Below are 23,570 nucleotides of genomic sequence, written 5' to 3'. Positions count from 1 at the left end.
ATGTCTGCTTTCTCACTGAAAATGGATATTGCCGAAAACCGTTTTTTTACCGGCGAAACATCCCCGCTGTTTTCGCGCCAGCAGGCGCAACAGGCACGACATTTTCATCAAAAAATCGTCGGATATAAACCGACGCCGCTGTATGCCCTCAAATCGCTGGCTGCTCTGTTCGGCGTAAGTACGATTCTGGTCAAAGACGAGTCGCAGCGTTTCGGTCTGAACGCATTCAAAATGCTGGGCGGCGCCTACGCTATCGCACAGCTGCTGTGCGAAAAATATCACCTGGATATCAACGCATTTTCCTTCGCAACCTTCAAATCCAGCATCAAAGAAAAGATGACCTTTGCCACCACCACCGACGGTAACCACGGACGCGGCGTGGCGTGGGCGGCACAGCAGCTGGGACAGAATGCCGTCATCTATATGCCCAAAGGTTCTGCCCAGGAGCGCGTTGATGCCATCCTGCGGCTTGGCGCCAGGTGTATCGTCACCGAGATGAACTATGACGATACCGTACGCTTCACGATGCAAACCGCCCGGCAAAACGGCTGGGAAGTGGTACAAGACACCGCCTGGGAAGGTTATACCAAAATCCCGACCTGGATTATGCAAGGTTACGCCACCCTCGCCGATGAAGCGGTAGAGCAGATGGCGGCAATGGGCATTGCTCGTCCGACCCACGTTTTCCTGCAGGCTGGCGTCGGCGCGATGGCCGGCGGCGTGCTCGGTTATCTGGTGGACGTCTTCGGCGCACGCGATCTGCATTCGGTTATCGTTGAGCCAGAGCTGGCGGATTGTCTCTACCGTTCAGGCGTCAAAGGTCAAATCGTCAACGTTGGCGGCAGCATGGCCACGATTATGGCAGGCCTGGCCTGCGGCGAACCCAATCCGCTGGGCTGGGACATTCTGCGCAACTGCGCCACCCAGTTTATCTCCTGTCAGGATGCCGTAGCCGCGCTCGGGATGCGCGTACTGGGTAATCCTCTCGGTACCGATCCGCGGGTGATTTCCGGAGAGTCTGGCGCTGTCGGTCTGGGCATTCTCTCCGCCGTACATTTCCATCCACAGCGCGAAGCGCTGATGAATAAGCTCGGACTGGATAGCCGCTCCGTGGTGCTGGTTATCAGTACTGAAGGCGATACCGATGTGGAGCACTACCGGGAAGTCGTCTGGGAAGGTAAATATCCGGCAGCCCAATAATTCCTCAGAACACTGACAAATTCATCCCGCTGAGCGGGAAACAAAAACTGGAGAACTGATTCATGGCCAAGCACATTCCCTTCAAACTTATTCTTGAAAAAGCAAACCACTACCAGCAGGACATGACCCGTTTTCTACGGGACATGGTGGCAATACCTAGCGAAAGCTGTGATGAAAAACGCGTTGTCCATCGCATTAAAGAAGAGATGGAAAAGGTCGGCTTCGACAAAGTGGTCATCGACCCGATGGGCAACGTTCTTGGTTATATCGGCCATGGCCCGCGCCTCGTCGCGATGGACGCACATATCGATACCGTCGGCATCGGCAACATCAAGAACTGGAATTTCGATCCCTATGAAGGCATGGAGACCGATGAGTTAATCGGCGGTCGTGGAACGTCTGACCAGGAGGGGGGAATGGCCTCCATGGTCTACGCCGGTAAAATTATCAAAGACCTCGGACTGGAAGATGAGTACACCCTGCTGGTCACCGGCACCGTTCAGGAAGAAGATTGCGATGGGCTGTGCTGGCAGTACATCATCGAGCAGTCAGGTATTCGCCCGGAGTTTGTTGTCAGCACCGAACCAACGGATTGTCAGATCTACCGCGGTCAGCGCGGGCGTATGGAAATTCGCGTTGATGTCCAGGGCATCAGTTGCCACGGTTCCGCGCCGGAACGCGGCGATAACGCGATTTTCAAAATGGGACCAATCCTCAATGAACTGCAGGAGCTCTCGCACAAACTGGGCAATGATGAGTTCCTGGGCAAAGGCACCCTGACCGTTTCCGAAATTTTCTTCACCTCGCCAAGCCGCTGCGCCGTTGCCGACAGCTGCGCCGTCTCCATCGACCGGCGCCTGACCTGGGGGGAAACCTGGGAAGGCGCTCTGGCTGAAATTCGCGCCCTGTCCGCCGTACAAAATGCCGGCGCGGTGGTGTCGATGTATAACTATGACCGTCCGTCCTGGACCGGGCTGGTCTACCCGACCGAGTGCTATTTCCCGACCTGGAAAGTGGAAGAAAACCACTTCACCGTCCGTGCGCTAAGCAATGCCTATGAAGGGCTGTTTGGTAAAGCGCCGGTCGTTGATAAATGGACCTTCTCGACCAACGGCGTCTCCATCATGGGCCGTCACGGCATTCCGGTCATCGGTTTTGGGCCAGGTAAAGAACCGGAAGCCCATGCGCCTAATGAGAAGACCTGGAAATCCCATCTGGTGACCTGTGCCGCGATGTATGCCGCCATTCCGCTTAGCTGGCTGGCCACTGAATAATCATTGACTGCAACCCCTCCCGTCGCTTCGCGACGGGAGTCTGGAGTGTTTATGCGCGTACTGATTAAAAATGGCATCGTCGTCAATGCCGACGGCCGGGCTAAACAGGATCTGCTCATTGAAAACGGTCTGGTCAGCCGCCTGGCCCCCCAGATAACGCCTGACCAACCTTGCGACACTATTGATGCCGAAGGTTGCTACGTGATGCCCGGCGGCATCGATGTTCATACCCACTTTAATATTGATACCGGACTCGCCCGCAGCTGTGATGATTTTTTTACCGGTACCCGCGCCGCCGCGTGTGGCGGTACAACAACCATCATCGATCATATGGGCTTTGGCCCTGCCGGCTGTCGGTTACGCCACCAGCTGGAGGCCTACCACGGATATGCCGCTTATAAAGCGGTGATTGACTACAGTTTTCATGGCGTTATCCAGCATATAAATCACGCGATTCTTGATGAGATCCCGATGATGGTCGAGGCGGGGATCAGTAGCTTTAAGCTCTACCTGACCTACCAGTACAAACTCAATGATGACGAGGTGCTGCAGGCGATGCGTCATCTACAGCGTGCCGGGGCATTAACGACCGTACATCCGGAAAATGATGCCGCTATAGCGCAAAAGCGCGCTGAGTTTCTTGCCGCCGGTAAGACCGCCCCGCGCTATCACGCTTTAAGTCGCCCGTTTGAGTGCGAAGCCGAAGCCATCGCGCGGATGATCAATCTGGCACAGCTTGCCGGCAACGCACCGCTATACATTGTGCATCTCTCCAATAGTCTGGGTCTGGACTATCTACGTCTCGCCCAGGCCCGCCATCAGCCGGTATGGGTAGAAACCTGCCCACAGTATCTGCTGCTCGACGAACGCTGCTATGAGCGTGAAGATGCCCTGCAGTTTCTGCTCAGTCCACCTCTGCGTAATGCCCGGCATAACGATGCCCTGTGGTGCGGCATCAGCGATGGCGCGATTGATGTTGTCGCCACCGATCACTGTGCTTTCTCCATGGCCCAACGCCAGCAGCTTTCCGGTGGCGATTTCAGCCGCTGTCCAAACGGTCTGCCGGGAGTCGAAAATCGTTTGCTGCTCCTGTTCTCCCACGGGGTGATGACCGGACGCATTTCGGCGGAACGTTTCGTGGCTCTCACCAGCGCGACGCCGGCAAAACTGTTCGGTCTGTGGCCGAAAAAAGGGCTGCTGGCACCCGGCGCCGATGGCGATGTGGCGATCATCGATCCGCGTCGGACTACCACCATTCGTCATGAAATGCTGCATGACAACGCTGACTATTCCCCGTGGGAGGGGTTTATCTGTCAGGGCGCTATTCGCCAGACCTTGTCTCACGGCAGAGTGATCTTCGATAACGGTCACTTTACCGGCACCGCAGGCCAGGGGCGTTTCCTGCGCCGCCATCCCTTTTCAATCGCTAACGCTCCCGTAAGCGGAAATGCACCCTAAAGTGAGGAATGAATGAGTAAGAAAATTGTTCTCGCCCTTGGCGGAAATGCCTTAGGGGACGACCTGGCCGGGCAAATGCAGGCCGTTAAACAAACCGCGCAGGCCATCGTTGACCTGATTGCGCAGGGACACCAGGTGGTGGTGACTCACGGAAATGGTCCGCAGGTGGGGATGATTAACCTCGCTTTTGAAGCCGCCGCTAAAACGGAAGCGCACACGCCCATGCTGCCAATGTCGGTCTGCGTCGCCCTGAGCCAGGGCTACATTGGCTACGACTTACAAAACGCACTCCGTGAAGCACTCCTTTCCCGAGGAATGACCGTGCCCGTGGCAACGCTGATTACCCAGGTCGAAGTGGACGCCAACGACCCCGCATTTAAACATCCAACCAAACCTATCGGCTCCTTTTTTAGCGAAGAAGACGCCAGGCAGCTGACCCGCCAGGGGTACACCATGAAAGAGGATGCCGGCCGCGGCTACCGCCGCGTTGTCGCATCGCCACAACCGGTGGATATCATCGAAAAAGAGACGGTGAAAGCGATGATGGAAGCGGGTCATGTGGTGATTACCGTAGGCGGCGGCGGTATCCCCGTCATTCGTGAAGGCCACCACCTGCGGGGTGCCAGCGCGGTGATTGATAAAGACTGGGCCAGCGCGAAACTGGCAGCGATGATTGACGCCGATATGCTGATTATCCTGACGGCGGTGGAGAAAGTCGCCATCAACTTCGGCAAAGCGGATGAGCAGTGGCTGGACAGGCTCACGCTCAGCGATGCCGAACGCTATATTCGCGAAGGCCATTTCGCGAAAGGTTCGATGTTACCGAAAGTCGAGGCTGCTGCCTCGTTCGCGCGTTCCCGTCCCGGACGTCAAGCACTGATTACGGTTCTGAGCAAGGCTCAAGAAGGAATTGAAGGCAAAACCGGAACCGTGATAGCGGGTTAAACAAGGTCTGAGAAAACCAGTAACCCTCGATACGCCCGGTGATGTTCCGGGCGATTTTTACAGGACCAGCCCACGGGATATCAGGCTCAGGCGACCGTTAACACCGCTTCTTTCGCCTTAACGCCTCGATGCATTAGCGTCATTAGCGCTTCAAGCACGCCACCGCCAATCGCCCTGGCCTTATCCGATACGCTGGTATAATCGGCGTCTGCGCCGCGCGGATCGATATCACCGATTTTGAAACCGCTGTTAACCACCAGGCCATCGTTTAATAACCCACGCACCATCCCGCCCAGCGGGGCCAGAATCTCCCGGTCACCGATGGTGGCGATCGTCTCCCCTTCGTTGACAATATCTCCCAGCCGCACCCGCCCCTGTAGCACGCCGGCCACCGGAGCGCGGATTACCCTCAGCGACGTGTGGCCCTGAATATTGCCCGGGATCCCGGTATTTGCCTGAGCGCAGCCGTGGTAAATCACCTGACCTAACCAGTGGCCCCGATGGGTTTCAATTACCGCGTGGCAATCTTTTCCGGCACAGAAACCGGGGCCAAGCGCGATCACCGCCGGTGCCAGCCCGCAATGAGTACCGAAGTTTTCCTTCGCCAGAATCGCATCCACCACGCAGGCGGGCCTCAGGTCGTGTAGGGAGTGGCACACTGGATCGACCAGAAGCGGGATGGCCCCATTTTCGACGATACGAATAGCCTCATGTACCGACGCTGCGCGCCGGGCGACAACGCCCTCTACCGTCACCTCACCGTCGAATATCGCCTGGGCAAAGGCCACGCTGCGGCGGATCGCCGTCGGTTTTTCAACCTCGAGCATGATCACCTTAAATCCGGCATGCCAGAGCCGCAGCGCCACCCCGGTAGCAATATCTCCGGCACCGCGAATCACGACCCGCAGATGCTGTGAGGGATGATCCACCGCCATCATCAGGCCACCAGCGGCCTGATTTTTCACCTGCAGGATCTCCGCCAGGACGCTGATAGCAATCTCGTTTGGCGTCTCTGCGCCAATGTTATAGCCCACCGGCGCATGCAGACGCGCAATGTGTTCTTCCGCAACCCCGTTTTCACGCAGTTGACGTAAAAAAACCTGAACCTTACGGCGGCTGGCCAACAGACCAAGCCAGGCCACTGGCTGGGTAATCAGCCGATCCAGCGCTTCGCGATCTTTATTGTTGGTGGCGATGAGAACAAAGTTGTCCGGGCGAATGTCCAGCTTTTCTAACGCGGAACCAAAGGTTTCGGCATGCAGCAGCTGGGTCGACGGAGGGAAAAAATCAGGATTGAGGCTCTCCCGATAGATATCGGCAACGGCGATTTCGAACCCCACCAGCGCCGCAATTTGCGCAATTGCGCGGTTGACGTGTCCGCCGCCAATCAGCACCAGGCGCGGCCGCAGGCCATGCACGCTGATATAAACCGACATCGCGCCTCCGCAGTCAGAGCCAACGGCATCGGCCCCGTTGCGCGCCATCCTGCCGTGAAACATTCGCGACGCCTTCTCACCCAGCGCCACCAGTGCCTCATCAATCACTTTTCGCTCCACCATCCCGCCGCCTATAGTTCCCGCAATGGTCCCGTCAGCGCGGATCAACATCTGCGCCGAGTGCCTGGGCGTTGAGCCTCTGCTGTCAACAATCTGCGCCAGCGCAAACGGGCGATTCTGTTCTTCGAGTCTTGCAGCTTCTGAGAAAATATTCATAACAACCTCGATGGCTATCCCTTTTCACCCCAGAGTGGATCTCACTCTCTCACTCGTCTGCGCGTGATTGCCGGACGCGCCTGAACGGATCCCGCCCAGATGGCATCAACATCGCCATCGGTCAGCAGGTCGGCTGTCAGCAAATTATCATTTTGAGAAAGCTGATTAAGTAACCAGATGCGCCGGACACCCGTCGGCGTATCTTTAAAGGCCCCTTCAGGATGCTGAATGAAACGATGCAGCATCGGCCAGCTCAGCCTGTCACCCGGTACGGCGGCGGTTATTCGGGAAAAAAAGGGCCAGCGATGAACCGTCCCAGGACCAATACATTGCCCAATCAACCCGCCTCCCGTCACGGCAATGACGCAGCGACTTGAATCAGGGATGCAAGGTTCATGCTCGTTTGGCGCTTTGAGTGCAAAACCGTGAGCGCCGTCGGCTTCTACCAGCACCACGTCGACGTCAGCCTGCGCCACCAGTCCATCGAGTTGCTCGCCGGTAAAACCCTTTACTTTTCCAGCCTGCGGCAGCCATGCGGAAAAACAGGCCAGCAGCGGCTGTTGCCAGACGACTGGCGACAGCCGCCGCGGATCGCGACAGATAACAACCGGCATCTGCGCCGGTAGATACATATGCGTGGTGGTGGTCAACAGGACCCGTCGTCCGGCCCGGACAAATAATTCAGCCAGCCACAACAACGTACTGGTTTTGCCGCCAGCGCCGACGGTGGAAATAAGTAACGGGCTGGCAGACGCACCCAAATCACAAAACAAGGCGTCATCTTGCGGTATATTTTCCATTAATCAGGTTCATTTCCATTATTTAAAGAGAGCTATGAAGCCGATCGACTGCATTATTACCGCCGCCGGGTTGTCCTCCCGAATGGGGCAATGGAAAATGATGTTACCCTGGCAAGAGGGAACAATACTTGATGCAAGTATTAAAAATGCCCTGCAATTTTGCTCACGTATTATTCTGGTGACGGGTTTTCACGCGCAGGAACTGCAGACACGGTATAGCAACAATCCCAGGATAACGCTGGCCCATAATGCGGATTATCAACATGGGTTGTTCTCATCCGTGATTTGCGGGGCCCGTGCCGTGACAAGCGAATACTGCTTTATCACCCACGGCGATCTGCCTTGTATCACGGCTGATGTGTTCCGCACCATGTGGCCGTTGCGCTATAACGGTTCGCTCCTTCCGCATTATCAAGGAATACCGGGCCATCCCATCCTCGTTGCCAGCCGCTATTTGCAACAGCGGCTGAACCGATCTGACGGTTCATCTGTCCGCAAAGCTCTGCTCAGCGGTCGGCATCAACGACTGGAACTGGAATATCCGGAAATTATTTTTGATATTGATACCCCTGCCGATTTTATTCGCCTGCAGAATAGCCCGCGTTTCTCGTCGCGATGCCATCGCACCTCATGAGGCGCGCTTATCGCGATAACGTAAATTATCATTGTGATAGATAAGCGTTGATTTTGAGAAATAAACACAGTTCATTTTGGTGAGTGATTTTAATTCGCATTAGCATAACGTGATGTATTTCATAAAGCGTCGTTAACTTTAGATCTCTCTCACAGATTCGCACCCGCTTAGCTTAATGGCTAAATAACTGGTGTGATTGTTGCTCCACCTCTCCCAATTCGTCGGAAAGATCGCTTTCCCGATAATATTCGTTCACCGATTAATCTAAGGAGAGGGTTATGGGAGATATCATGCGTCCCGTCCCGTTTGAGGCATTATTGACGCGTATCTTTGATGAATACCAAAACCATCGCTCGATATTTGGTATTCCTGAACAGCAATTTTACTCGCCGGCAAACCCAAATCGACTCACCGTGTTCGGCGAGAGTTGTGCAACCCCGGTTGGACCTGCCGCCGGACCGCATACCCAGCTGGCGCAAAATATTATCACCTCCTGGTTAACCGGCGGTCGGTTTATCGAACTGAAAACCGTGCAGATCCTCGATCGGCTTGAGCTGGAAAAACCGTGTATCGACGCCGAAGATGAATGTTTTAATACTGAATGGTCGACCGAATTTACCTTGAAAAAGGCTGCTGATGAGTACCTGAAAGCCTGGTTTATTCTGCACCTGCTGGAAGAGATTTTCCCGCTCACGCCGATGAAGGGCGGCAAATCATTTATTTTCAATATGAGCGTGGGTTATAACCTGGACGGTATCAAGCAGCCGCCGATGCAGCAGTTCATCAGCTGCATGATGAACGCCAGCAAGCAACCCGAATTTTCCCGCTATCGCGATATTCTCGACCGCTGGCTGCATGACGACAAGTTCCTTCTCCGCTTTCGGTTCGATGATATCCGTCCACGGCTCGACACGCTGGCACACCGGATCCCCGCCACCCTGGTACACGGCGTGACGCTGTCGACGATGCATGGCTGTCCGCCGGACGAAATTGAAGCCATTTGTCGCTATATGCTGGAAGAGAAAAACCTCAATACCTTCGTCAAACTCAACCCGACGCTTCTCGGCTATTCGCGGGTACGCGAAATTCTTGATACCTGCGGCTTCGGCTATATCGCCCTCAATGAAGAGTCCTTTGACCACGATCTGAAAATCGATCGGGCATTAGAAATGCTGGAACGCCTGATGCAACTGGCAAAAGAGAGACATCTCGGCTTCGGTGTGAAGCTCACCAATACCCTCGGCACCGTCAACAACAAAGGTGCGCTGCCGGGAGATGAGATGTATATGTCCGGTCGCGCGCTGTTCCCGCTGTCCATCAATGTTGCCGCTCTTCTTTCCCGCGCTTTTGACGGCAAGCTGCCAATCTCCTATTCCGGAGGCGCCAGCCAGCTCAATATTCGCGAAATTTTTGCAACAGGAATACATCCAATCACCATGGCGACGGACCTACTGAAACCGGGAGGCTACCTGCGGCTTAGCGAATGTATGCGCGAACTTGAGCAGTCTGACGGCTGGAAGATGACCCGGGTGGACGTCGCAAGATTGAATGCGCTGGCAGAAAAAGCCGTCAGCATGGCGTACACCCAGAAACACTGGAAACCCGATGACCGTATTGATGTCGGCGAGAAACTGCCCCTCACCGACTGCTACGTCGCCCCCTGCGTTACCGCCTGCGCCATTAAGCAGGATATCCCGGAATATATTCGTCTGATGGGCGAACAGCGTTATGCCGACGCGCTGGAGCTGATTTACCAGCGCAATGCCCTACCGGCCATTACCGGTCATATCTGCGATCATCAGTGTCAGTACAACTGTACTCGCCTGGACTACGACAGCGCGCTTAACATTCGTGAATTGAAAAAAATCGCCCTTGAGAAAGGCTGGGATGAATACCAGCAGCGCTGGCATAAACCCGCAGGTTCCGGCACCAGACATCCGGTAGCCGTGATTGGCGCAGGTCCGGCAGGACTGGCCGCCGGGTATTTTCTCGCCCGCGCCGGGCATCCGGTGACGCTTTTTGAGCGCGAAGCCAACGCTGGTGGCGTGGTACGCAATATCATCCCACAATTCCGTATTCCCGCAGAGCTGATCGAACATGATATTGATTTCGTGACCCGGCATGGGGTGAATCTGGTTTACGGCTGCGATCCGCATCTGAGCGTTGAAAAGCTGCAGCAGGAAGGATTTCACTACGTTCTGGTGGGAACCGGTACCGATAAGAACAGCGGCGTCCCGCTACGCGGTGATAACCTTAACGTACTAAAATCACTACAGTTTTTGCGGGAGTATAACCGCGGCGACAACCTGAAGCTGGGGAAACATGTGGCTATTATTGGTGCAGGCAATACCGCAATGGACTGCGCCCGCGCGGCCCTGCGCGTCCCCGGCGTGGAGAAGGCCACCATCGTTTATCGCCGTTCACAACAGGAGATGCCGGCGTGGCGTGAGGAGTATGAAGAAGCCGTTGCTGATGGCGTTCAGTTCCGTTTTCTGAACAACCCGGAAGAGTTTAACGCCGATGGCACCTTGACGCTGCGCGTTATGACTCTCGGCGAAGCCGATGAAAAGGGCCGCCGCCGCCCGGTACAAACCGCCGAGACCTGCACGCTGCAGGTCGATACCCTGATAACCGCCATCGGCGAGCAGCAGGATCACGATGCCCTCGCGGCGATGGGTATTCCGCTCAATGAACATGACTGGCCGGTTGTCGATCTCAATGGGGAAACCGGTAAGGCCAACGTCTTCCTGATCGGCGATGTGCAGCGCGGCCCCTCTTCCATTGTTTCCGCAATCGGCAATGCCCGCCGGGCCACGGATACGATTCTGGCCCGCGAGAATATCCTCAGTCACCATGGTGATAAACGCTGGAATAACGTCAATCCGGCGGAAGTCTACCGCCGTAAAGGAACCATTGCCGTGGCAAGGGTAAACAAAGACGATCGCGATGCATTCGTGGCCCAGGAGGCCTCCCGTTGCCTTGAGTGCAACTACATCTGCAGCAAGTGCGTGGATGTCTGTCCAAACCGCGCCAACGTCTCAATCGCCGTACCCGGGTTCCAGAATCGCTACCAGACCTTGCACCTTGACGCCTTCTGCAACGAATGCGGTAACTGCGCCCAGTTCTGCCCGTGGCAGGGCAAACCATACAAAGACAAAATCACCATCTTTAGCCTGGCCGAGGATTTCGGCAACAGCACCAACCCGGGTTTTCTTGTCGAAGCGAACCAGGTTCACGTACGACAAAACGATCGGATCTGGCTGCTGAATATCGACGAACGCGGTCAGCTTAACGACGTACCGCCACCTCTTACCGACATGTGCCGCATTATCAGCCATGTTCATCTCCACCATCGCTATCTGCTGGGAGGCGTCGAAGTATGAGTATCCTGATTCTAAAAAATGCGACTGTCGTGCAACTTTACCCGGCAAAAGTCGTGGAAAATGTCGATATCGTTATCGAAAATGAGACGATTATCGATGTTGGTGCGGACCAGTGTCGGCGCTATCCGCAGGCCAGCATCAAAGAGATGCGGGGCCGCCTGGTCATGCCTGGCAACGTATGTTCCCACAACCATTTCTATTCCGGCTTATCACGCGGTATCCAGGCCAACATCGCCCCCTGTCCGGACTTTATCTCGACGCTGAAAAACCTGTGGTGGCGGCTCGACCGGGCGCTGGATGAAGAGTCGCTGTACTACAGCGGACTCATCTGCTCGCTGGAGGCCATTCGCTGCGGCTGTACCGCGGTTATCGACCACCACGCCTCTCCGGATTATATTGCCGGGTCGCTTAGTCAACTGCGTCAGGCCTTTCTGAAGGTGGGGCTACGCGGAATGACCTGCTTCGAAACCACGGATCGCAACGGTGGCGTCAGAGAGTTACGGGCTGGCGTTGAGGAAAACATTCGCTTTGCTCGCGAAATAGATAGCGCAAAGGAAAAAGGCGATACCCCGTATCTGGTGGAGGCCCATATCGGCGCTCACGCGCCGTTCACTGTCCCGGATGAGGGCCTGAGTATGCTCTCCGAGGCCCTGAAGACAACCGGCCGCGGGCTGCATATTCACGCCGCGGAAGACCGCTACGATGTCTCCCATAGCCACCATCATTATGCAAAAGACCTGCTGGTCAGGCTGGCTGATTTCGATCTGCTCGACAGCAAAACGCTGATCGCCCACGGGCTGTATCTTTCGGTCAGGGATATTGAGCTGCTGAATGCGCATGACGGGTTCCTGGTACATAATGCCCGTTCTAACATGAACAATCATGTGGGCTATAACCAGCGTCTGGCGGCGTTCCGTAACCTGGCGCTCGGAACCGACGGTATAGGTTCTGATATGTTTGAGGAGCTTAAGTTTGCCTTCTTCAAGCACCGTGATGCCGGCGGGCCGCTGTGGCCGGATAGCTTTGCCCGTGCATTGAGCAATGGTAACGAACTGCTCAGTCGTAACTTTAATGCACAGTTTGGTCGTGTTGAAGCCGGTTACAAGGCCGACCTGACCATCAGCGATTACGCCTCGCCCACACCGTTTATCGCTGAAAATATTGCCGGCCACATTGCCTTCGGGATGGGGAGCAGCAACGTGCATAGCGTCATGGTCAACGGGGTCATGGTTTACGAGGACCGTCAGTTTACCTTTGACTGCGAACCGGTGTTTGCCGAAGCCAGAAAGGTTGCAGCGAAGATGTGGAAGCGAATGGATGCCCTGGCCTGACGCCTCTGGCAGGAAAAAGAACCCGGTCTCTGCACCGGGTTCTTTTTTTGCAGCAAATCTACAGCGTCAGCAGACTGGCGGTGGCGACGTTACGCTGTTTTTGCAACGCCGCCAGCGCCTCAGCGCTCATCACCCTGAGCGCAGCCGTCGGGCAAACATCAACGCAGGCGGGCCCCTGTTCACGCGCCACGCACAGATCGCACTTCACCACCACCGGCGGATGTGCCGCCGTGGCCACAATCGTTATTGCCCCAAAAGGACAGGCTACCACGCACCCCTGGCAGCCGATACAACGTGCGGCATCGGCTTCAACCCGCTCGGTTCCCATCGTTAACGCGCCAACCGGACAGGCAGACACGCAGGGCGCGTTTTCACATTGATGACACATCACCGGTACGCTGAGATTAGCGAGACGCATCACCTTCAGGCGCGGATGAAACTCCGCCCCTTCAGCTACATGCGACAGGGCGCAGGCGACTTCACAGGTCCGGCAGCCAATGCAGGCCTGTGGACTGGCGACGATAAAGCTGGTCATATCCCCTCCTTGTTCCTGAACAGATCCAGCATCTCGTGAGCCGCCTGGCGCCCGGCCACCATCGCTGTAACCACCAAATCGGCGCCATGCACCGCATCCCCGCCGGCAAAAATTTTGTCATTGTCGGTTTGCGTCGTGCCGCGACCTTTACCACCGGTACGAATCTGCCCCCAGCGATCAAGTTGGATCCCGTGCCCGCGTAACCAGGGCATATCATGTGCCTGGAAGCCAAACGCCATGATCAGCACATCGGCCGGGAGCTCAAACTCTGAGCCGACAAGCGGCTGCGGACGACGACGCCCGTCCGCGCCGGGTTCACCCATTTCGGTGCGGATCATCCCAACCGCGCTGACCTGGCCTTTGCGGTTACGCAGAATATACTGCGGCTGAACGTTGAACTGAAACGCCACCCCTTCTTCACGAGCGTTCACCACCTCTTTTTTCGAACCCGGCATGCTCAGTTCATCCCGCCGGTAGGCGCAGGTTACGCTGGCTGCGCCGCGACGGACCGCCGTACGCAGGCAGTCCATCGCCGTATCGCCGCCCCCGAGCACCACTACACGTTTACCTTTAATCTCGGTCAGCGGATATTCCGGACTCTCCTCAAGCCCCATCACTTCACGCGTGCTGGCAATCAAAAACGGCAGCGCCTGAATCACGCCCGCTGCGTCTTCCCCTTCCAGTCCCGCCGCCATCAGGCCGTAGGTACCCACGCCAAGAAAAACGGCGTCATAACCGGCAACCAGGTCGTTGAACGCCACATCGCGCCCCACTTCATGATTAAGGTGAAAAGTAATCCCCATCTCACTGAAGATCTCCCTTCTGACCCGCAGGATGCTTTTATCGAGCTTGAAGGGCGGTATACCAAAGGTGAGTAGGCCGCCGATTTCAGGATGCCTGTCGAACACTTCCACCTGTACCCCCGCGCGTGCCAGAATATCAGCGCAGCCCAGGCCTGCCGGACCGGCGCCAATGACCGCCACCCGCTCCTTACGCGGCACGACATGCCCCACGCTCGGTCGCCAGCCCATCGCCAGCGCACTGTCGGTGATATAACGCTCAAGGTTGCCAATGGTGACCGAGCCGCCTTCATTTTTCAGTGTGCAGGCCCCCTCGCATAGACGATCCTGCGGACAAACCCGGCCGCAAATTTCCGGCAAAGAGCTGCTTTGATGACACAGCTCCGCCGCTTCGATGACATTGCCCTTATTGACAAGGCGAATAAAATCCGGAATGTGGTTATGCAGCGGACAGGTCCAGTTGCACCAGGCTTTCTGGGCGCAATAGAGGCAGCGTTCACTTTCGTATTCCGCATCGCAGGCCGCAAGCCCGTGGTAGATTTCGGCAAAATGGGTCTTTCGCGTTTCGGCAGCGATCTTCTTCGCCCCGACGCGCGGTAATTTATCGAGGAACGCTTCGCGTCGCGTCCTCTGACGAGGCTGCACCGCCAGCCCCTGGGCCGCACGAATCTGTCGTTCGCGGCGCAGCCGGTTGATACCGGCCTCATCCATCAGCGTCAACGCCTGGGTCGGGCAGGCTGCCACGCAGGCCTGCTGACCCGAGGCATGTTCGCTGCACAAATCGCACTTCTGCGCCAGCTGCGGCGCATCCGCTGCCGCCGAGGTCATTTCGATGGCGCCAAACGGGCAGGCTATCACACAGTTTTTACAGCCGATGCACTGCGCCTGTTGGAGCTGAATACTGTCATTAGCCAAATAGAGCGCCTGCGTCGGGCATGAGGTTACGCAGGGCGCATCGTTACAGTGATGACAGGTAGCGGCACGACTCTCATTACGGTGGAAGACAATGTGGATGCGTGGAAGAAAATGACGACGCTGCTGCGGCCAGACATCCTGATGATGCGCAGTCACGCAGGCTATCTCACAGGCATGGCAGCCAATGCAGCTGGCGGCATCGGCAACGATAAATCTATTCATTTGCGTCCCTTTTATTATTATGAAAATGACAAGGGTCACGATGCAATAATCAGGCGCTTTTTATGTTCTGCCGCGTAGCAGGTTCATTTTTGAGAAGCGCCTCAAAGAAACACCCTTCCCAGCGCCGACCGGGGACCTCCAGTGAAATGCCGCGCAGAATCATGTGGCGATTCATAATGATTTCATTCCTATCATTATGAGAACCTTCTCTTCCTCATCCGTTGTTTAATCCTGACCTGTCGCGGCGTAAAAGGCGCGTTCTGTGACAGTCGACTCATTTCGACAACTTTCTGCCTCAAATTCAAAAAACTGGCACTCCCTAAGCATATTCCCCTCAGGTGTATTCAATCGTTACTCATCCTTCTCCCCAGTCGCGCCTTTCAGGAAGCACTGGCGGAAAATGTCGGATAATAAGGAGAACAAAGTTATGAGCGCCATTGATTCTCAGCCACCATCGGTCTCTGGCAGCCCCCATACAACAGATGAGGTGGATCGCGTCTTGTCGCCGGGGAAGCTGGTCGTTTTGGGTTTGCAACACGTTCTGGTTATGTATGCAGGTGCCGTCGCCGTGCCTTTAATGATAGGGGACCGGCTAGGATTAAGTAAGGATACGGTGGCGCTACTGATCAGCTCCGATCTGTTTTGCTGCGGCGTCGTGACGCTACTGCAATGTATCGGTATCGGTCGTTTTATGGGGATTCGTCTCCCGGTCATTATGTCAGTGACCTTTGCCGCCGTCACGCCGATGCTGGCCATTGGTATACACCCTGACATCGGACTGCTGGGGATTTTCGGTGCGACGATCGGCGCCGGAATCATCACCACCCTGCTCGCCCCTCTCATCGGACGGCTGATGCCACTATTTCCACCGCTGGTCACCGGCGTGGTGATCACCTCTATCGGTTTGAGCATTATGCAGGTCGGGATCGACTGGGCGGCCGGCGGGAAAGGCAATCCTGACTATGGTAATCCGGTTTATCTGTGCATCTCCTTCGCCGTACTTCTGTTTATCCTGCTGGTCACACGCTTCGCCAAAGGTTTTATGTCTAATGTCGCCGTCCTGTTAGGCATCGTCTTTGGCTTTGGCCTTTCCATGATGATGAATGAAGTCAACCTCAACGGCCTGTACGACGCCAAATGGTTCGCAATTGTCACTCCGATGGCGTTAGGGACGCCGGTCTTCGATCCGGTGTCGATTATCACGATGACCGCCGTGGTCATCATCGTTTTTATTGAGTCGATGGGGATGTTCCTGGCGCTGGGTGAAATTGTGGGCCGCAAGCTGACGCCGCAGGATATCGTTCGTGGTTTGCGCGTTGACGGTATCGGCACGGTGTTTGGCGGCGTTTTCAACAGCTTCCCCCACACTTCTTTTTCGCAAAACGTCGGGCTGGTCAGCGTCACAGGCGTTCACAGCCGCTGGGTCTGCGTGGCTTCCGGCGCTATTCTGATCATATTCGGGATGGTGCCGAAAATGGCGGTGCTGGTCGCCTCAATCCCGCAGTTTGTGCTGGGCGGCGCAGGGCTGGTCATGTTCGGCATGGTACTGGCGACGGGAATTCGCATTCTGGCGCGTATTAACTACTCCTCTAATCGTTACAACCTTTATATCGTCGCCATCAGCCTTGGCGTGGGTCTGACGCCAACGCTGTCGCATGATTTTTTCTCAAAATTCCCGACAGTACTGCAGCCGCTACTGCATAGCGGGATCATGCTGGCCACGTTCAGCGCCGTCACCCTCAATCTGTTCTTTAACGGTTACAACAAACACACGGGGCTGATTCCCGAGAACCCGGCGGTTAAGCGCCAGCCACGTACGATGCGCATGTGGTTACTGATGCGCAAAGTTAAACAGCAGCAACACGATGAATAACGAGAAAGACTACGGCGTCAATGCATAACTCTGACGCCGTCATCCCGCTACCGGGAGCATTCATTCCGCGAACTCAGGAGCACTTATCATGTTATTACGCCTGGTTTTCGCCACCGCGGTTCTCTGTTTGCTGAGCCTGCCAGCGGTGCAATATGCCATTAATTTGAGTTTCCATAGCCGCTTCGACTTTTGGTTATTCTTTTAATCGCGCTGTCTCCGCTTCGTTCTGACGAGGAAAATTATCATAATGAAAAAGGTGATTACCGTATGCCCGTATTGCGCAGCTGGCTGTAAGATCAGGCTGGTCGTTGAGGAGGAAAAAATCCTTCGTGCCGAAGCGGCAATGGGAAAAAACAACCAGGGAACCCTGTGCCTGAAAGGCTATTATGGCTGGGATTTCATTAACGATACCCAGATCCTCACCCCGCGCCTGAAAACCCCTATGATCCGCCGTCAGCGTGGCGGAAAACTGGAATCCGTCTCCTGGGAGGAGGCGCTCGACTACGTCGCGACCCGTCTCAGCGCCATTAAGGCGAAGTACGGTCCGGACGCCATTCAGACCACCGGTTCGTCCCGCGGGACGGGGAACGAAACTAACTATGTGATGCAAAAGTTCGCGCGCGCCGTTATTGGTACCAATAACGTCGACTGCTGCGCTCGCGTCTGACACGGCCCTTCGGTTGCAGGTCTGCACCAGTCGGTCGGTAATGGCGCCATGAGTAATGCCATCACGGAGATTGATAACACCGATCTCATCTTTATCTTCGGCTACAATCCGGCCGACTCACACCCTATTGTGGCGAATCACGTCATCAACGCCAAACGCAACGGGGCGAAGATTATCGTCTGCGATCCGCGCAAGATTGAAACCGCGCGCATTGCCGATATGCATATTGCCTTGAAAAACGGCTCCAACATCGCGCTGCTCAACGCCATCGGCCACGTCATTATCGAAGAGGATCTCTACGATAAATCCTTCGTCGCCAGCCGTTCTGAGGGCTTCGAGGAGTATCGTAAAATCGTCGAAGGCTATACGCCGGAGTCGGTGGAAGCCATCACCGGCGTCAGCGCGCAGGCGATCCGCGCCTGTGCCCGGATGTATGCCGGCGCGAAATCCGCCGCCATCCTGTGGGGCATGGGCGTGACCCAGTTCTATCAGGGCGTGGAGACCGTGCGCTCGCTGACCAGCCTGGCGATCCTCACCGGCAACCTCGGCAAGCCGAGCGTCGGCGTCAACCCGGTGCGCGGCCAGAACAACGTGCAGGGCGCCTGCGATATGGGGGCGCTGCCGGACACCTATCCAGGCTATCAATACGTGAAATTCCCGGAGAACCGCGAGAAGTTCGCCAGAGCCTGGGGCGTCGGGAGCCTGCCGGCGCATACCGGCTATCGCATCAGCGAGCTGCCGCACCGCGCGGCGCACGGTGAAGTACGGGCAGCGTACATTATGGGCGAAGATCCGCTGCAGACCGACGCCGAGCTCTCTGCCGTGCGTAAAGCGTTTGAAGAGCTGGAGCTGGTGATTGTCCAGGATATTTTCATGACCAAAACCGCCGCGGCGGCCGACGTTATCCTGCCGTCCACCTCGTGGGGCGAGCACGAAGGCGTCTATACCGCAGCGGACCGCGGCTTCCAGCGCTTCTTTAAGGCGGTAGAGCCGAAGTGGGACCTGAAAACCGACTGGCAGATCATCAGCGAAATCGCCACCCGAATGGGCTATCCGATGCACTATAACAACACCCAGGAGATCTGGGACGAGTTGCGGCATCTGTGCCCGAACTTTTACGGCGCCACCTACGAGAAAATGGGCGAGCTGGGCTACGTGATATGGCCGTGCCGCGATGAGTCCGACGCCGACCAGGGGACCTCTTATCTGTTTAAAGAGAAGTTCGCTACCCCGAACGGGCTGGCGCAGTTCTTCACCTGCGACTGGGTTGCGCCGATCGATAAGCTCACCGACGAGTATCCGATGGTGCTCTCCACCGTGCGGGAAGTAGGCCACTATTCGTGCCGCTCCATGACCGGCAACTGCGCGGCGCTGGTCACGCTGGCGGATGAGCCGGGCTATGCGCAAATCAATACCGCCGATGCCGCGCGACTGGGTATTGAGGATGAGGCGCTGGTGTGGGTGAACTCACGTAAAGGCCGCATTATCACCCGCGCGCAGGTCAGCGACCGGCCGAATAAAGGGGCGGTCTATATGACCTATCAGTGGTGGATTGGCGCCTGTAATGAGCTGGTAGCGGAGAACTTAAGCCCGATAACCAAAACGCCGGAGTACAAGTACTGTGCCGTGAACGTTGAGCGCATCGCCGACCAGCGCGCCGCCGAGCAGTATGTGATTGATGAGTACACCAGGCTGAAAGCCCGCCTGCGCGAAAGCGCAATGGGTTAACACTGTTCCCCGCTTGCGCTACGTTTATCGGGGAAAAGATCCGGCCGCTCTCGGGAGTCGTCAGGAGCGATTAGATCAGCGGGTCAGGTTATCAGACAGAAAAGAGAGCAACCCGGGCCAGGTGTCTACACCTTAGCCCGGGTTGTACGATCTATGACTTTAAAGCATGGTGAATAGAATCAAGAATCGGTTGATAGCCGGTACAGCGACAGATATTCCCCTCCAGCACATCTTTCAACTGTTCATCCGTCGGCTGCGGCACTTTAGTCAGCAGCGCCGTGGTACTCACCAGTACGCCAGGAGTACAAAAACCGCACTGCACGCCGCCTTTCTCGACAAATGCCTGCTGCAGTTTTTGCGTCAGCGGGTTATCGTTCAATCCTTCAAGCGTGGTGATTTCCGCCTCATCGCACTGCCCGGCCAGAACCAGACATGAACAGACGGCATGACCATCCATTAATACCGTACAGGCGCCGCACTCCCCGATGGAACAGCCCTCTTTAGTGGCACTCAGGTGCAAAGTGTCGCGCACCAGATCCAACAACCGCATATGACCTTCCACTTTCGCTTCCACCAGCTTGCCATTGACCTTCACTTTGATTGTGCTCATTGCGCTATCCTGTGCGGGGCGATATCACGCCCCGTTAATTAATGGTTATTTATCAAATTCTTGCTTCGCCTGCGCCATCATGTCGCGGAACATACTGATAAACACAGGCTGCTTATAGGCCGCGGACCAGCGTTTGCCTATGGCGGCATCGATCAGCTTTTCCAGAACCGCACAAGCGCTGTCAATCGATGCATGCTCTAACCGCTGGCCAATCAGGCAACGCTCGACATCAGGCAGGCGCTGCGGTTTGCTAAACAGCGCGCCATCCACCAGCCGGCAGTAGTCGACGCAGCCGTTGGTATCCAGCGCCAGCAGCGCGCTCAGACTTTGCCGGGTAATATTCAGCGCATTACGTCGCCCCAGTTGATGATAGAAACCTCTGGCCTCCGGTCTGGCCGGCGGCGGCAGGATCACCTGAGTCAGCAGCTCATCCGGCTGACGCTGGGTTTTATAGCCAGATAGCAGAAACTCACCCAGCGACATCCGCCGCGTGCCGCGCAGAGAATGCAGCACAATACTCGCATCGTAGAGTATCGCCGGTGGAATGGAGTCGCCACAGGGTGCGGCGTTAACGATATTGCCGCCAATGGTGGCGCGGTTACGAATCTGATGTGAGCCTACGGTGTGACAGGCCTGAACCAGTAGCGGATAACGCTCGCGCAGCAGCGGATGCTCGCTGATACGGTTAAAGGTCATCGCCGCGCCAATGACCATCTCATGACTATGGGGATCTTCTGTAATCCCGGTCAGTTCCTGAAGACGGGAAATATCCACCAGCTTCATTGCCCGGGTTTGCATGCGCCCTTGCACAATGACATCCGTCCCTCCCGCTATTGCGCTCACGCCTTCCTGAGCCAGCAGCGTCAGCGCCTGTTCCAGATTCTGTGGACGGGTTATCGTCACGTCGGTCAGCCGCAGCACCTGCTTTTTATTTTCAGGCTCAATCATCAACTCGCTCTGCCGGGCGGGCTTTTTCAGATTGAAACCGAGGATCACCTGCTCAAGGGTCAGCGGCAACTTATTAAAGCGTTTCCCCAGCGCGAAGCTGACCGCATTATTGATAGCTGCCGCCGCCAGTTCAGTCGCCGGCTCGCCGATTCCTTTCGCACCGTACGGTCCGGCAAGATCGGGATTCTCTACGCCGATAACCGTCATTCGTGGAATATCTTTAATGGTCGGCAGGAGGTAGCTGTCAAAGTTTTCTGACTTCACCTGGCCGTGCTCAATATTGAAATCTTCCAGCAGCGCATAGCCAAACCCCTGGGCGACGCCGCCGCAGACCTGGCCTTCAAACCCCACCGGATTGAGTATTCGCCCAACATCGTGCGCGGCGGTCACATGCAGGAGTTCAGTTTTCCCTGTACTGGTGTTCACCCGAACTTCAGCCACCTGGCAGCCATACACCCAGGTAAAGTACGGACTGCCGCAGCCTTTTTCCTCATCCCAGTGAATCGGCGGTGGGACGAACCAGCCATACTCGGTGAGACTGACGCTAGCCCATTTGGTTTTATTGACGGCGCTTTTAAAATCAATACGCCGGCTTTCGTCATGGCGATTGATTATCAACCCACCTGACCAGAGGGTATCGGCAAGCTCGCAGGTGCCAAGCGTGTCGCCGACGACGCTGAGAATGCGTCGTTTAATCTTCTCTGCCGCATCGAGAATCGCCCCGCCGCCCACCATCGTTCCGCGCGTGGCCGCCGTGGATCCGCCATCGCCAATTACCGAGGTTGGCGGTTCGCTAAAATGAATGTCTTCAAGCCCAATACCAAACGCTTCGGCGGCAATGAGCGACATGGTGGTCTGTAACCCCTGACCATTTTCTGATACTGATGTCGAAAGGTTAACGCTGCCGTCTTCGTTGACCTGAATCAGCGCCGTTGAGGTATCAACCCCTTCCGCACCGATAGAACAGCCGCGATAGCTCAGCGCCAGGCCAATACCGTAGCGCCAGACGCCTCCCTGTTGATTCAACACACGATAATGCTGGCGTTTCGCCATGAATTCTGCCGACGTGCTGGCCTTATTCAACACTTCAATTGCCGAAACGGTGTGGTTATCAAACACCTGGCCGGTAATCGAAGTATCGCCTTGTCGTAGCGCGTTTTTTTCACGCAGCTTCAGCGGTGGAATATCCAGGTATTCCGCAATCTCATCCATCAATGATTCATGGGCGTAGACGACCTGCGGCGAGCCAAAGCCACGCATCGCCGAGGTATAGCTGTTGTTGGTGTAGACCGCTTTCACATCAATATGGACATTAGGAATACGATAAGGACCCGCGGCCTGTACCGAAGACCGCCAGGTCACGAAGGGCGAAGAAGCGGCATAGCCGCCGCTGTCCGCGAGAATATCGACCTTCATCGCGACAATATGCCCGACCTCATCGAGCCCCACTTTATACTTCATTTTATAGGGGTGACGTTTGCAGCTCTCGATAATCGACTGTTCGCGGGTATAGGCGAATTTCACCGGGCGACCGGTTAAGTGGGTCAGTAAGGCCGAACGGCAGGCCAGATGGTCGATCACATCATCTTTACCGCCAAACGATCCCCCCATCACCGCCCGCTTAATATTAATTAAGCTCTGCGGACAGCCCATAAATTTGGCCACGAATCCGCGAACACGATGCGGATTCTGAATCGAACCGGAAATGATCAGGCTGCCGTCGGTGGGATCCAGCCAGCTGAGCACCACTTCCGGCTCGATATACGCATGCTCCTGAAAGCCCACTTCATACTCGCGCTCCAGCACATGGCGAGCCTCGGCGAACCCCTTATTAACATCGCCTTTAATCGTATGATGATGCGCGGCAATGTTGTCGCTGCGTTGCGGATGGATCAGCCGGGCACCGGGTGCCAGCGCCTGCTCAACATCGGTGAGCGGCGCATAGGGCGTATAGCGGACGTGTATTTTGTCAGCGGCCTCGCAGGCGGCCTCATAGGTGGTCGCCGCGATCACGGCAATCACGTCGCCGTGAAAGACCACCTCATCTTTGACGATCGGCAGGTAATCTTTCACGATAACCCCCACCGCTGGCGTACCAGGAATATCCTGCCAGGTGGCAATTTTCACCACGCCGTCGACCGCCAGCGCATCGCTCAAATCAAGGTGTTCAATTTTGCCCGCCGGGATATCCGCATAGCGGCAGACACCAAATAGCATACCTGGCAGGGTGATATCATCACCATAAATGGCCGTTCCTTTGACTTTCGCCAGGCCATCCACTCGTCCCGGCGACGCTGAACGTAAAGCGCACATAATATTCCCCTTATTATTGTCCGTTGATGGCAAACCAGACTTAGCCATTGCATGCAGTATCCGTTCACCCACGGGAAAAACCCGTCCGGGACAACAAATCCAATATCTGTGCCATAAGTCCGCCGGGATGTGGTGCAGGTTATTATTTGTGACTGGAAACGCAAAAAGAGGCACCGACGGGGAAAAATCAGCGCAGCAGAGGATGCGGAGAGCGTATCACCG

The 23,570-nt window shown here is 56.0% G+C and carries 15 protein-coding genes; 9 read left to right on the top strand and 6 right to left on the bottom strand.

All coding sequences use genetic code 11. The features are described from left to right. From dpaL to arcC, 4 genes are all read left to right on the top strand, one after another. Entirely contained in the window at nt 1-1,200 is a 1,200-nt protein-coding gene (gene dpaL / locus OQV00_RS11155; protein ID WP_004862823.1) for a diaminopropionate ammonia-lyase, read from the top strand. Nucleotides 1,201-1,262: 62 nt separating this feature from the next. After that, on the top strand, nt 1,263-2,474 hold the full coding sequence (locus OQV00_RS11150) for a YgeY family selenium metabolism-linked hydrolase (RefSeq protein ID WP_097358255.1): 1,212 nt from the start codon (nt 1,263-1,265) through the stop codon (nt 2,472-2,474). Nucleotides 2,475-2,525: 51 nt separating this feature from the next. Then, nucleotides 2,526-3,932: a dihydropyrimidinase gene (gene hydA / locus OQV00_RS11145; protein WP_004862828.1), complete on the top strand. Its 1,407-nt coding sequence runs from the start codon at nt 2,526-2,528 to the stop codon at nt 3,930-3,932. 12 nt (nt 3,933-3,944) lie between these two features. Then, nucleotides 3,945-4,877, top strand: coding sequence for a carbamate kinase (arcC, locus tag OQV00_RS11140; RefSeq protein ID WP_004862832.1), 933 nt, complete (start codon nt 3,945-3,947; stop codon nt 4,875-4,877). 86 nt (nt 4,878-4,963) lie between these two features. Here the strand turns inward: arcC and yqeB are convergent, their stop codons facing one another. Next, on the bottom strand, nt 4,964-6,589 hold the full coding sequence (gene yqeB / locus OQV00_RS11135) for a selenium-dependent molybdenum cofactor biosynthesis protein YqeB (RefSeq protein WP_044349858.1): 1,626 nt from the start codon (nt 6,587-6,589) through the stop codon (nt 4,964-4,966). Between the two features lie 41 nt (nt 6,590-6,630). After that, nucleotides 6,631-7,389, bottom strand: a complete 759-nt coding sequence (yqeC, locus tag OQV00_RS11130; protein ID WP_004862837.1) for a selenium cofactor biosynthesis protein YqeC — start codon at nt 7,387-7,389, stop codon at nt 6,631-6,633. Between the two features lie 34 nt (nt 7,390-7,423). Between yqeC and OQV00_RS11125 the strand changes: the two genes are divergently transcribed. The 3 genes from OQV00_RS11125 (at nt 7,424) to ssnA (ending at nt 12,737) form a co-directional block, all read left to right on the top strand. Further along, the gene (locus OQV00_RS11125; RefSeq protein WP_004862839.1) at nt 7,424-8,023 is read left to right on the top strand and encodes an NTP transferase domain-containing protein; all 600 of its coding nucleotides are present in this window, start codon (nt 7,424-7,426) and stop codon (nt 8,021-8,023) included. 278 nt (nt 8,024-8,301) lie between these two features. Continuing rightward, nucleotides 8,302-11,406 carry a putative selenate reductase subunit YgfK gene (gene ygfK, locus OQV00_RS11120; RefSeq protein WP_266280341.1) on the top strand — a complete coding sequence of 1,035 codons (3,105 nt, stop codon included), beginning with the start codon at nt 8,302-8,304 and terminating at the stop codon, nt 11,404-11,406. Further along, nucleotides 11,403-12,737, top strand: a complete 1,335-nt coding sequence (ssnA, locus tag OQV00_RS11115; RefSeq protein WP_266280339.1) for a putative aminohydrolase SsnA — start codon at nt 11,403-11,405, stop codon at nt 12,735-12,737. Before ygfK ends, ssnA begins: the two co-directional genes overlap by 4 nt. Nucleotides 12,738-12,795: 58 nt before the next feature. On the opposite strand, the gene OQV00_RS11110 is transcribed toward ssnA, so the two are convergent. Both OQV00_RS11110 and ygfT read right to left on the bottom strand, forming a co-directional pair. Beyond that, nucleotides 12,796-13,272: a 4Fe-4S dicluster domain-containing protein gene (locus OQV00_RS11110; protein WP_004862847.1), complete on the bottom strand. Its 477-nt coding sequence runs from the start codon at nt 13,270-13,272 to the stop codon at nt 12,796-12,798. Next, complete coding sequence (gene ygfT / locus OQV00_RS11105; protein ID WP_266280337.1) at nt 13,269-15,209, bottom strand: formate-dependent uric acid utilization protein YgfT; 1,941 nt, start codon at nt 15,207-15,209, stop codon at nt 13,269-13,271. Before ygfT ends, OQV00_RS11110 begins: the two co-directional genes overlap by 4 nt. A 427-nt stretch (nt 15,210-15,636) precedes the next feature. Between ygfT and OQV00_RS11100 the strand changes: the two genes are divergently transcribed. Continuing rightward, the gene (locus tag OQV00_RS11100) at nt 15,637-17,082 is read left to right on the top strand and encodes a nucleobase:cation symporter-2 family protein (protein WP_004862857.1); all 1,446 of its coding nucleotides are present in this window, start codon (nt 15,637-15,639) and stop codon (nt 17,080-17,082) included. 247 nt (nt 17,083-17,329) lie between these two features. After that, on the top strand, nt 17,330-19,477 hold the full coding sequence (gene fdhF, locus OQV00_RS11095; RefSeq protein ID WP_266280335.1) for a formate dehydrogenase subunit alpha: 2,148 nt from the start codon (nt 17,330-17,332) through the stop codon (nt 19,475-19,477). 151 nt (nt 19,478-19,628) lie between these two features. On the opposite strand, the gene OQV00_RS11090 is transcribed toward fdhF, so the two are convergent. Together OQV00_RS11090 and OQV00_RS11085 are read right to left on the bottom strand one after the other, a co-directional pair. Beyond that, nucleotides 19,629-20,087 carry a (2Fe-2S)-binding protein gene (locus OQV00_RS11090; protein ID WP_004862868.1) on the bottom strand — a complete coding sequence of 153 codons (459 nt, stop codon included), beginning with the start codon at nt 20,085-20,087 and terminating at the stop codon, nt 19,629-19,631. 45 nt (nt 20,088-20,132) lie between these two features. Then, nucleotides 20,133-23,348, bottom strand: coding sequence for a molybdopterin cofactor-binding domain-containing protein (locus tag OQV00_RS11085; protein WP_004862870.1), 3,216 nt, complete (start codon nt 23,346-23,348; stop codon nt 20,133-20,135). Nucleotides 23,349-23,570 lie beyond the last annotated feature (222 nt).

The organism is Klebsiella sp. DY2415 (genome assembly GCF_026314315.1).
GTDB classification, from domain to species: domain Bacteria; phylum Pseudomonadota; class Gammaproteobacteria; order Enterobacterales; family Enterobacteriaceae; genus Klebsiella; species Klebsiella ornithinolytica.
This window is presented reverse-complemented; position numbering and strand designations above follow the sequence as displayed.